At 59.6% G+C, this 11,256-nt stretch carries 12 protein-coding genes; 9 read left to right on the top strand and 3 right to left on the bottom strand.

What is annotated here, in order from left to right; translation table 11 throughout:
- Window positions 1-36: 36 nt before the first annotated feature.
- Entirely contained in the window at window positions 37-1,203 is a 1,167-nt protein-coding gene (locus tag ACM6G4_RS04730; protein ID WP_414913150.1) for a PLP-dependent aminotransferase family protein, read from the bottom strand.
- 82 nt (window positions 1,204-1,285) lie between these two features.
- Between ACM6G4_RS04730 and ACM6G4_RS04725 the strand changes: the two genes are divergently transcribed.
- From ACM6G4_RS04725 to ACM6G4_RS04715, 3 genes are all read left to right on the top strand, one after another.
- Window positions 1,286-1,732 (top strand): MarR family winged helix-turn-helix transcriptional regulator, encoded by a 447-nt coding sequence (locus ACM6G4_RS04725; RefSeq protein ID WP_414913149.1) that lies wholly within the window; start codon window positions 1,286-1,288, stop codon window positions 1,730-1,732.
- A 345-nt stretch (window positions 1,733-2,077) separates the two neighbouring features.
- Entirely contained in the window at window positions 2,078-3,427 is a 1,350-nt protein-coding gene (locus tag ACM6G4_RS04720; RefSeq protein ID WP_008048392.1) for an NCS2 family permease, read from the top strand.
- A gap of 72 nt (window positions 3,428-3,499) precedes the next feature.
- The gene (locus tag ACM6G4_RS04715; RefSeq protein WP_414913148.1) at window positions 3,500-4,126 is read left to right on the top strand and encodes a LysE family translocator; all 627 of its coding nucleotides are present in this window, start codon (window positions 3,500-3,502) and stop codon (window positions 4,124-4,126) included.
- Between the two features lie 179 nt (window positions 4,127-4,305).
- Here the strand turns inward: ACM6G4_RS04715 and uraH are convergent, their stop codons facing one another.
- Both uraH and ACM6G4_RS04705 read right to left on the bottom strand, forming a co-directional pair.
- The gene (gene uraH / locus ACM6G4_RS04710; protein ID WP_008017679.1) at window positions 4,306-4,659 is read right to left on the bottom strand and encodes a hydroxyisourate hydrolase; all 354 of its coding nucleotides are present in this window, start codon (window positions 4,657-4,659) and stop codon (window positions 4,306-4,308) included.
- Window positions 4,660-4,780: 121 nt separating this feature from the next.
- On the bottom strand, window positions 4,781-4,927 hold the full coding sequence (locus tag ACM6G4_RS04705; RefSeq protein ID WP_414913147.1) for a hypothetical protein: 147 nt from the start codon (window positions 4,925-4,927) through the stop codon (window positions 4,781-4,783).
- Between the two features lie 166 nt (window positions 4,928-5,093).
- Here ACM6G4_RS04705 and puuE point away from each other — a divergent pair, with 166 nt between their 5' ends.
- The 6 genes from puuE to ACM6G4_RS04675 all read left to right on the top strand — a co-directional run bounded on the left by puuE (window position 5,094) and on the right by ACM6G4_RS04675 (window position 11,190).
- Window positions 5,094-6,020 carry an allantoinase PuuE gene (gene puuE, locus ACM6G4_RS04700; protein WP_108218982.1) on the top strand — a complete coding sequence of 309 codons (927 nt, stop codon included), beginning with the start codon at window positions 5,094-5,096 and terminating at the stop codon, window positions 6,018-6,020.
- The gene (uraD, locus tag ACM6G4_RS04695; RefSeq protein WP_056721807.1) at window positions 6,017-6,532 is read left to right on the top strand and encodes a 2-oxo-4-hydroxy-4-carboxy-5-ureidoimidazoline decarboxylase; all 516 of its coding nucleotides are present in this window, start codon (window positions 6,017-6,019) and stop codon (window positions 6,530-6,532) included. The genes puuE and uraD overlap by 4 nt, the downstream gene beginning before the upstream one ends.
- A gap of 90 nt (window positions 6,533-6,622) precedes the next feature.
- The gene (gene alc / locus ACM6G4_RS04690) at window positions 6,623-7,618 is read left to right on the top strand and encodes an allantoicase (RefSeq protein WP_409078466.1); all 996 of its coding nucleotides are present in this window, start codon (window positions 6,623-6,625) and stop codon (window positions 7,616-7,618) included.
- Between the two features lie 140 nt (window positions 7,619-7,758).
- Window positions 7,759-8,262 carry an ureidoglycolate lyase gene (locus ACM6G4_RS04685; RefSeq protein ID WP_007993087.1) on the top strand — a complete coding sequence of 168 codons (504 nt, stop codon included), beginning with the start codon at window positions 7,759-7,761 and terminating at the stop codon, window positions 8,260-8,262.
- A gap of 50 nt (window positions 8,263-8,312) precedes the next feature.
- Window positions 8,313-9,617, top strand: a complete 1,305-nt coding sequence (locus tag ACM6G4_RS04680) for a urate hydroxylase PuuD (RefSeq protein WP_414913146.1) — start codon at window positions 8,313-8,315, stop codon at window positions 9,615-9,617.
- Window positions 9,618-9,831: 214 nt separating this feature from the next.
- Window positions 9,832-11,190, top strand: a complete 1,359-nt coding sequence (locus ACM6G4_RS04675) for a nucleobase:cation symporter-2 family protein (RefSeq protein ID WP_414913145.1) — start codon at window positions 9,832-9,834, stop codon at window positions 11,188-11,190.
- Window positions 11,191-11,256: the final 66 nt, after the last annotated feature.

Raw genomic sequence — 11,256 nt, 5'->3', positions numbered from 1 at the left:
AAAAATAAACCGGCCCTTGCGCCGGTTTATTTGTTTTCAGGCTGCTTTTGAGGCCTGGGCAGCACGCACCACCGCCGCCAACCGCTCGATCCCTTCATCCAGCCGCGCCGGATCAATGTGGCTGAAGTTCAACCGCAGATACCCCGGATGATTATCCGGCTCGGGGAAGAACGGTTCGCCCGGCATGAACGCCACGTCGTTGGCCAGCGCGGCATTGAGCAAGGTGCGGGTGTCGTGCGGCTGCTTGAGTTTCAACCAGAAAAACAGCCCGCCCTGCGGCACGTTCCAGTCCGCCAGATCCGAGAAGTGCGTTTCCAGCGCAGCCTGAAATGCATCCCGACGCCCCCGATAAAAGTCGCGCAACCCACTACGGTGTTGCTGGTATTTCTCGGTGCCAATCCATTGCAACGCCTGCCACTGGCCGACCCGATTGGTGTGCAAATCCGCCGACTGCTTGAGTTTCAACAAATGGGGAAACAAGTCCGGGCTGGCGATCAGGTAGCCGACGCGCAAACCCGGCAACAGGGTTTTCGATACGGTCCCGGTATAGATCCAGCTGGCCTTCTTCAAGCGGCTGACAATCGGGGTGGCGCTGCCACCGTCGAAGGTCAGTTCGCGGTAAGGCTCGTCTTCAATCAGTGTCACGCCGAATTCATCGAGCAACGCCGCCACCGCGTCGCGCTTGGCTTCGCTGTAACGCACCGCCGATGGATTCTGGAAGGTCGGGATCAGGTAGATGAAGGCCGGACGGTGTTGCTCCAGCCGAGCGCGTAGCTCCGTCAGGTTCGGCCCGTCGGCCTCCAGAGGCACGGTCAGGCAATCGGCGCCGAACAGCTGGAAAATCTGCAACGCCGCCAGATAAGTCGGCGCCTCGAGCAGGATTTCGGTGCCCTTGTCGATGTACAGCTTGGCCGCCAGGTCGAGGGTTTGCTGTGAGCCGCTGACCACCAGCACCTGGCTTGCCTCGCACGGCACTCCCAACGCTCGCGCCTCGGCGGCCAGCGCTTCACGCAGCGCCGGCTCGCCTTCGCTCATGCCGTATTGGCCCATGGAAACCGGCATCCGGGCCCAATCGACCTTCGGCAACATGGCTTCGGCCGGCAGGCCGCCGGCAAACGACATCATCTGCGGACGTTGGGCCGCGGCGAGGATTTCACGGATCAAAGAACTTTTAAGGCGCGAGACACGTTCGGAAAAAGCCATGGGGATCACCGGTAGCGAGGCATGTGAAAAATGAGTCAAACTTGTTGACCGAAATTACGCCTCCCCGAACGGATACGTCAATATGCTTGACCTTAAAAACCCGCTTTCCCAGCAGCAGGCCATGGAAGCGTTTTTCTTCGGCTACCAGGCCTTCACCGCCAAGGCCGATGAAATGCTCGAACGTCACGGCCTGAGCCGGGTGCATCAGCGCATCGTGTTTTTCATCGCCCGCTATCCGAACCTGAGCGTCAAGGAACTGCTGGCGTTGCTCGGCGTGAGCAAGCAGGCGTTGAACATGCCGTTGCGGCAATTGCTGGAGATGCATCTGGTCGAGAGCGTCGCGCCCGAAACCGACAAGCGTAAGCGCCTGCTGGAGTTGACCGCCGAAGGCGCGCGGTTTGAACAGATGCTGCGGCGCGAGCAGGTGAAATTGCTGGAGCGGGTGTTTGCCGAGGCCGGGGAGACGGCGGTGAATGGGTGGCTGGCGGTGAATCTGGCGTTGGGGGAAAGCCAGGCGCATACCGACTGAATCATTCTGCCTGCTGATTTTGATGCTGACTGATCCGGCCTCTTCGCGAGCAAGTCCGCTCCCACAGGTTTCGATTCGGTCAAAAAATATGCGCAGATCCGCCGCTTCCTGTGGGAGCGGGCTTGCTCGCGAAGGCGTCGGAACAGGCGATATATCCCTAAAGCCAAACTTTTCGTAAACAAAATCAAAAACATTATTTGCTTTCTTTGTATACAAAAGCATAATCCACTTCGTGCGAGTTCCTGACCAAGAGGTCAACAAATTCGCAAGTGCCTCAAAGGGCCGCTGCCACCCTCATGGGTCCGGCCCTGGAAATAACAATAAAACTCTTGAGGAGTATTCGCTGTGGAAAGCCGCAAATCCGAAGCATCGACGCTGGATCTCTCGCCGCCATTACGCAATGGCTTGCTGGAACGTCTGTTCAAACTCAGCTTGCACGGCACCACGGTGAAGACCGAGCTGATCGCCGGTCTGACAACCTTCATCACCATGGCTTACATCATTTTCGTCAACCCCAACATCATGGCCGACGCCGGGATCGATCACGGTGCGGCGTTCGTCGCCACCTGCATCGCCGCGGCCCTGGGTTGCCTGTTGATGGGCCTGTACGCCAACTGGCCGGTCGGCCTGGCACCGGGCATGGGGTTGAACGCCTTCTTCACCTACACCGTGGTCGGCACCATGGGCTACAACTGGGAAACCGCCCTCGGCGCGGTGTTTGTGTCCGGTGTGTTGTTCATGATCCTGACCTTCTCGCGGATCCGCGAATGGCTGCTCAACAGCATCCCGGTCAGCCTGCGCTTCGCCATGGGCGCCGGCGTGGGTCTATTCCTGGGGCTGATCGGCCTGAAAACCGCGGGTATCGTCGTCGATAGCCCGGCCACACTGATCAAGCTCGGCTCCCTGCGCGAACCTGGCCCGCTGCTCGCCGCCGTGTGCTTCCTGATGATCTCCATCCTCAGCTATCACAAGGTGTTCGGCGCGATCCTCATCAGCATCATCACCGTGACCCTCGCTGGCTGGGGTCTGGGCCTGGTGCACTACGAGGGCATCATGTCGGCTCCACCGAGCCTCGCACCCACCTTCATGGCCATGAACGTCGCCGGCGTGTTCAACGTCAGCATGATCAGCGTGGTCCTGGCGTTCCTCTTCGTACATATGTTCGACACCGCCGGTACCTTGATGGGGGTTGCCCAGCGCGCCAACCTGGTCGGTGCTGACGGCCGCATCGAAAACCTCTCCCGCGCCATGAAAGCTGATAGTGCTTCCAGCGTATTCGGCGCGGTAGTCGGCGTTCCGCCGGTCACCAGCTACGTGGAAAGTGCCGCTGGTGTAGCTGCGGGTGGTCGGACTGGTCTTACCGCAGTGACCGTAGGTGTGCTATTTATTGCAGCCATGTTCTTCGCACCCCTGGCCGGGATGATTCCTGCCTATGCAACCGCGGGTGCACTGATTTATGTAGCGATGCTGATGATGGGCGGCATGGCCCATATCGAATGGGACGAAGCCACCGACAGCATTCCGGCGATTGTCACCGCAATCATGATGCCGCTGACCTTCTCGGTCGCCGACGGTATCGCACTGGGCTTCATCACCTACGTGGCGCTGAAGGCCGGTACCGGCAAGTACAAGGAAATTTCCGTGAGCCTGTGGGTGCTCTGCGCGATCTTCATCGCCAAGTTCATCTTCTTGTAAGCCACACGCGGTACACGCTTGAAAACAGCCTCACCCCGTCGGGTGGGGCTTTTGTGCAAATGGAGGAAAGTGATGAGTCTGGAAACCTGGCTGCTGTTCAGCGGCGCTGCGCTGATAGTGATCCTGATCCCGGGGCCGCTGTCGTTGCTGATGATCAGCAACAGTCTGAATTACGGCCTGCGCCGCTCTTACCCGGCCTTTCTGGGCGGCGTATCGGCCTCGATCTGCCTGCTCAGTGCATCGGCGCTGGGCCTGGGTGCGTTGTTGCTGGCGTCGGAACAGCTGTTCAGTGCCCTGAAGATACTTGGCGCCCTTTACCTGTTCTACCTCGCCTGGCAGAGCTGGCAGCAATCGCGCCAGCCTTCCCACGGCACTGAAGTGCCACAAGCCGCGCCGGTGCCACGCTTTCGCGCACTGTTCGGGCGTGCGTTCATGCTGGGCGCAAGCAACCCGAAAGACATCCTGTTCTTCGCCGCTTTCCTGCCGCAGTTCCTGAGTGCCGAACAGCCGTTCCTGCCGCAGTTGCTGGTGATGATTGTCACTTGGACACTGCTGGATCTGGCCTGCAAGTTGGCTTATGGCCTCGGCGCCCATGGTGCGGCGCGATATCTGCACAGTGGCAAGGGGCAGAGCTGGTTCAACCGGGTGAGTGCGGGGTTGTTCAGTGGCGCGGGTGCAGCGTCCCTGCTGAGCCGCTAAACAGCAAGATCAAAAGATCGCAGCCTTCGGCAGCTCCTACGCGGGATATGTAGGAGCTGTCGAAGGCTGCGATCTTTTGACTTTTTCACAGACGAAAAAAAGCCCGCAGTGTGAGCGGGCGAAAGACCAAAGAAGCTATATGCGCAGTCGCTTCCAGGGTGCAGCTGCTGCCTGGGGGATCAGCTGCCGCGGTAGGTGGAGTAGCTGTAAGGCGAAATCAACAACGGCACATGGTAGTGATCCTGCTCGGCGGAGATGCCAAAACGCAGCACCACCACATCAAGAAATGCAGGCTCCGGCAGCTTGACGCCACGGGCGCGGTAGTAATCGCCCGCATGAAACTGGACCTGATAGACCCCGGTGCGGTAGTCATCGCCTTGCAGCAGCGGTGCATCGACACGGCCATCGCTGTTGGTGACGGCAGTGGCGACCAATTCCAGCTGCGATCCTTCAACGCGGTACAACTCGACCTTGATCGAGCTGCCCGGGCAACCGTGTGCTGCGTCCAAAACGTGTGTAGTCAAACGTCCCATTGATTCTGCGCGCCTGCCTGCGTGGAGCAGTCAGACTTCGCGCCTCCCGAAGTCAGTTGAAAAGGAGACCGCACCGATTCGGAGCACGAAAAGCTGCGGCGAGCGACTGATTAAGACACTTTTAAAGAAAATTGTACACAATAAAAACGACATTTTTCCCATCACCCTCGCCATCTGCATATTTGCCGTCGATTTCCCGCCGAACCGCACAACCTATAAGCCCTTCAATCAATAATTGACCAGTCAGGCAGATTTCTTGCAGGCTCACGCCAATAGCAGTAAAAGATGACAGTCGGTGAAAAATGCGAAAAATCAGGCTTACAAAGCGAACATAAAGTTGTATACAATCAGCCCATCGCTGTGACGCCAGCCTGCCATCCAGTTTTCAGCTGCGTCACACCAACCGTCATCATCGAATAAGAAGGAAGCCTGCAGTGAGCGCTGACTACCCACGCGACCTGGTCGGTTACGGCAGTAACCCTCCTCACCCCCACTGGCCGGGCAATGCCCGCATTGCCCTGTCGTTCGTACTCAATTACGAAGAAGGCGGCGAGCGCAACATCCTGCACGGTGACAAAGAATCCGAAGCCTTCCTCTCGGAAATGGTTTCTGCCCAGCCGCTGCAAGGCGCGCGCAACATGAGCATGGAATCCCTCTACGAGTATGGCAGCCGTGCCGGCGTGTGGCGGATCCTGAAGCTGTTCAAGGAGTTCGACATTCCGCTGACCATCTTCGCCGTGGCCATGGCCGCCCAGCGCCACCCGGACGTGATCCGCGCCATGGTCGATGCCGGCCACGAGATCTGCAGCCACGGCTATCGCTGGATCGACTACCAGTACATGGATGAAGCCCAGGAACGCGAGCACATGCTCGAAGCGATCCGCATCCTCACCGAAATCACCGGCGAACGCCCACTGGGCTGGTACACCGGCCGCACCGGCCCGAACACCCGTCGCCTGGTGATGGAAGAAGGTGGTTTCCTCTACGACTGCGACACCTACGACGACGACCTGCCCTACTGGGAACCGAACAACCCGACCGGCAAGCCGCACCTGGTGATCCCGTACACCCTGGACACCAACGACATGCGCTTCACCCAGGTCCAGGGCTTCAACAAGGGCGACGATTTCTTCGAATACCTCAAAGACGCGTTCGATGTGCTCTACGCCGAAGGCGCGGAGGCACCGAAAATGCTCTCGATCGGCCTGCACTGCCGCCTGATCGGCCGTCCGGCGCGTCTGGCTTCGCTCAAGCGCTTTATCGAATACGCTAAAAGTCATGAACAGGTGTGGTTCAGCCGTCGCGTCGACATCGCGCGTCACTGGCAAGAAACCCACCCGTACACAGGGGCTGCCAAATGAGCACCTTTCAAACCGTCAAACCTTCGAGCCTGAGCCGCGACGCCTTTGTCGCCGCTTTCGCCGACATCTACGAACATTCGCCATGGGTGGCCGAGAAGGCCTTCGACCTGGGCCAGGACGCTTCGATCGACGAGATCGAAACCCTGCACCAGCGCATGAGCGACATCCTGTTGAGCGCCGATCACCAAAGCCAGCTGGCTTTGATCAACGCTCACCCGGACCTGGCCGGTAAAGCCGCCGTCCAGGGACAATTGACCGAAGCCAGCACTAATGAGCAGGCTGGCGCCGGTATTCACCAATGCACGGCCGAAGAGTTTTCTCGCTTCACCGAGCTGAACGACGCCTACAAAGCCAAGTTCAAGTTTCCCTTCATCATGGCGGTAAAAGGCAGCAACCGGCATCAGATCCTCGCAGCGTTCGAAACGCGCATCCACAACTCGGTCGAGACCGAATTCAAATGCGCGCTGGCGCAGATCAACAAGATCGCCCTGTTCCGATTACTGACCCTATAGCAAGCCTGGCCTGAGCGGATTCAAGAACGCCGAAACCGCCAAGGGCCTCGCAAGCATCCCAAGCCACTTATTTAAAGGCAGACAAGAAGAATGAAAGCTTACGCCGTACCTTTCGAGAAGTTCGTCAACCTGGCCGATGCCCGCCTGGGCACCAAGATCATCTCGGTCACCGATGACTGGTTCGCAGACGCCAACCGTCTGTTCCAACCGACCCCGGCCGTATGGAAGGAGGGCGTGTTCGATGACAACGGCAAGTGGATGGACGGCTGGGAATCGCGCCGCAAGCGCTTCGAAGGCTTCGACAGCGCTGTGATCCGCCTGGGCGTACCGGGTTCGATCAAGGGCGTCGACATCGACACTTCATTCTTCACCGGCAACTTCCCGCCGTCGGCGTCCCTGGAAGCCTGCTTCCTGGCTTCGGGCGAGCCAGATGACAACACCCAGTGGACTGAAGTGCTGTCCGCCGTCGAGCTGCAAGGCAACAGCCACCACTTCCACGAAATCAACAACGACCAGGCGTTCAGCCACCTGCGTTTCAACATCTATCCGGACGGTGGTGTTGCCCGTCTGCGCGTGTACGGTATTCCGTTCCGCGACTGGTCCGCTGTCGGCGACAACGAGCAAGTCGACCTGGCCGCTGCCCTCAACGGTGGCCGCGCCCTCGCCTGCTCCGACGAACACTTCGGCCGCATGAGCAACATCCTCAACCCGGGCCGTGGCATCAACATGGGCGATGGCTGGGAAACCGCACGTCGTCGTACTCCGGGCAATGACTGGGTCATCGTCGCGTTGGGCCACCCGGGCGAGATCGAGAAAATCATCGTCGACACCCTGCACTTCAAGGGTAACTACCCGGACACTTGCTCGATCCAGGGCGCGTTCGTGAAGGGCGGCACCGACAGCCAGATCGAAACCCAGTCGCTGTTCTGGCGCGAACTGCTGCCAAGCCAGAAGCTGGAAATGCACGCCGAGCACACCTTCGCCGAGCAGATCAAGGCGCTGGGCCCGATCACCCACATCCGCCTGAACGTGTTCCCGGATGGTGGTGTGAGCCGCCTGCGTGTACTGGGCAAGGTCGCGAAGTAATGCTGAGCCTGTAGGAGCTGCCGCAGCCTGCGATCTTTTGATCTTGATCTTACAAAGCAAAGTCAAAAGATCGCAGGCTGCGCCAGCTCCTACAGGTAATGCGGTAAACCGAACATACATTTGAAGAAAAGAAGAACAGCATGCGCACACTGACGATTGAACCGCTGACCAAAGAAGCCTTCGCCCCTTTCGGTGACGTGATCGAAACCGACGGCAGCGATCACTTCATGATCAACAACGGTTCGACCATGCGCTTCCATAAACTGGCTGTGGTCGAAACCGCAAAGCCTGAGGACAACGCGATCATCAGCATCTTCCGCGCCGACGCGCAGGACATGCCGCTGACCGTGAGCATGCTGGAACGCCATCCGCTGGGCAGCCAGGCTTTCATACCGCTGCTCGGCAACCCCTTTCTGATCGTGGTCGCGCCACTTGGCGATGAACCTGTATCAGGCTTGGTCCGCGCCTTCGTCACCAACGGCAGGCAGGGCATTAATTACCATCGCGGCGTTTGGCACCACCCGGTGCTGACGATCGAAAAGCGGGATGACTTCCTGGTGGTTGATCGCAGTGGCACAGGCAATAACTGCGATGAGCATTTTTTCAAAGAGGATGAGCGTTTGATCCTCGCCCCCCACCAATAAGAGAAGGTCTGATCACTCGACAACAGAGTGACAGGCGAGAGGTAAAGACTGTGGAAGCACATCTGTTGGAATGGCTGAACCTGAGCGTGCGCTGGGTTCACATGATTACTGGCGTGGCCTGGATCGGTGCGTCGTTCTATTTCGTATGGCTGGAAAACAACCTCAACCGGGTCAACCCGAAAAGCGGTCTGGCTGGCGACTTGTGGGCAATCCACGGTGGCGGTATCTACCACCTGGAAAAATACAAGCTGGCTCCACCGACCATGCCGGACAACCTGCACTGGTTCAAATGGGAAGCCTACTTCACCTGGATGTCGGGTATCGCACTGCTGTGCGTGGTGTTCTATTCCAACCCGACGCTTTACCTGCTGGCTCCGGGCAGCTCCCTGAGCGGTCCTGAAGGCGTACTGTTGGGCATCGGCTCGCTGTTCGTCGGCTGGTTCGTCTACTCCTTCCTGTGCGACTCGGCCCTGGGCAAACGCCCTGCCCTGCTAGGTGGAATCCTGTTCGTCCTGATCATCGCCGCGGCCTACGGCTTCAGCAAAGTGTTCAGCGGTCGGGGTGCGTACCTGCACGTTGGCGCGATCATCGGCACCATCATGGTCGGCAACGTGTTCCGCATCATCATGCCGGCGCAACGCGCACTGGTAGCGGCGATTGCCGAGAACCGCACGCCGGATCCGGCGCTGCCGGCCAAAGGCCTGCTGCGTTCGCGCCACAACAACTACTTCACCTTGCCGGTGCTGTTCATCATGATCAGCAACCACTTCCCGAGCACCTACGGCAGCCAGTACAACTGGTTGATCCTGGCCGGGATCGCGGTACTGGCGGTGTTGGTGCGTCACTACTTCAACACCCGTCACGACAGCCACAAGTTTGCCTGGACCCTGCCGGTGGCAGCGGTGGGCATGATCTGCCTGGCTTATGTGACCGGTCCGAAGCCGATGTCCAGTGCCCCTGAAGTGGCCAAGGCACCCGCTGCAATCGAATACCAGCCGCTGCCGGAAACCGCAGTGGGCGGTGGATTGAAACCTGCTGAAGCCAAACCTGCACAAGCGCCAGCCGCCGCTCCGGCTCAGGCATCCAATGCCGGCCCGGGTTTCGACAAGGTGCACAGCGTGATTCAGGAGCGTTGCGCGGTCTGCCATTCGGCCAAACCGACCAGCCCGCTGTTCAGCGCGGCCCCGGCCGGTGTGATGCTGGACACTCCCGAGCAAATCCGCCAGAACGCACCGCGGATTCAGGCGCAAGCCGTCACCAGCCAGATCATGCCACTGGGCAACATCACGCAGATGACCCAGCAGGAACGTGACCTGATCGGTGCCTGGATTGTGCAGGGAGCCCAGACCAACTAAGCAACACAAAAGCCTGTGTCTAGCGGGCTTTTGTGGCGAGGGAACTTGCTCCCGCTGGACTGCGCAGCAGTCCCCTGCTCTTAAGGTAAAGAGCGGGGCCGCTTCGCGCCCCAGCGGGAGCAAGCTCCCTCGCCACAGATCCACCTGATTCGAATACAGCTGCCGGTAGCACTGCAGCTGTAAATCACAAGAATAAAAAGATCTGAGGTGTTGCATGTCCGAGCTATCCGCAGCGCGCATCCCCGACGCACCCGCCATTCAGCGTTTGCCCCTCTTACAACTGATCCTGGTCGGTTTGCAGCATGTTCTGCTGATGTACGGTGGTGCCATCGCGGTACCGCTGATCATCGGACAGGCCGCTGGCCTGAGTCGTGAAGAAATCGCCTTCCTGATCAACGCCGATCTGCTGGTGGCGGGTATTGCCACTATCGTCCAGTCCCTCGGCATCGGCCCCATGGGCATTCGCATGCCGGTGATGATGGGCGCCAGCTTCGCCGCCGTCGGCAGCATGGTCGCCATGGCCGGCATGCCCGGTATCGGCCTGCAAGGGATCTTCGGCGCGACCATCGCCGCCGGGTTCTTCGGCATGCTCATCGCCCCGTTCATGTCCAAGGTCGTGCGCTTCTTCCCGCCGTTGGTGACCGGCACGGTCATCACCTCGATCGGTTTGTCGCTGTTCCCCGTGGCCGTGAACTGGGCCGGCGGCGGTGCCAGCGCCGCTCAATTCGGTTCACCGATCTATCTGGCCATCGCCGCACTGGTGCTGGGTACCATTTTGTTGGTGCATCGCTTCATGCGGGGTTTCTGGGTCAACATCTCTGTCCTGATCGGCATGTGCCTGGGCTACGTGCTCTGCGGCCTGATCGGCATGGTTGACCTCAGTGGCATGGCCCAGGCGCCATGGCTGCAATTCGTCACACCGCTACACTTCGGCATGCCGAAATTCGAACTCGCGCCGATCCTGTCCATGTGCCTGGTGGTGGTGATCATTTTCGTCGAGTCCACCGGGATGTTTCTGGCGCTGGGCAAGATCACCGGCCAGGAAGTCTGCCCACGGATGTTGCGTCGCGGCTTGCTGTGCGATGCCGGCGCCTCGTTCTTCGCCGGTTTCTTCAACACCTTCACCCACTCCTCCTTCGCCCAGAACATCGGCCTGGTGCAAATGACCGGCGTGCGCTGCCGTTCGGTGACCATCGTTGCCGGCGGGTTGCTGATCGTGTTGAGCCTGCTGCCCAAAGCCGCGTTTTTGGTGGCGTCGATTCCTCCGGCAGTACTGGGCGGCGCAGCAATTGCGATGTTCGGCATGGTCGCCGCCACCGGGATCAAGATTCTCCAGGAAGCCGACATCGGTGACCGTCGCAACCAACTGCTGGTGGCGGTGAGCATCGGCATGGGGCTGATCCCGGTTGTACGCCCGGAGTTTTTCGCCCACCTGCCCGTGTGGATGAGCCCGATCACCCACAGCGGCATCGCCATGGCCACCCTCAGCGCGCTGACGCTGAACTTGCTGTTCAACATCCTTGGTGGCGCCGAACGCGCGGCCATCAACGACTGCCACGCTCACACCCATTGATCTGACGGATAACCAAGGGGGCCTGCCTGTGGCCAGCCCCCTGGCCACAACCTGCGCCTCAAAAAT

Origin of the sequence: Pseudomonas sp. IT-P258 (assembly GCF_949767825.1) — a bacterium.
GTDB lineage: Bacteria > Pseudomonadota > Gammaproteobacteria > Pseudomonadales > Pseudomonadaceae > Aquipseudomonas > Aquipseudomonas monachiensis.
This window is presented reverse-complemented; position numbering and strand designations above follow the sequence as displayed.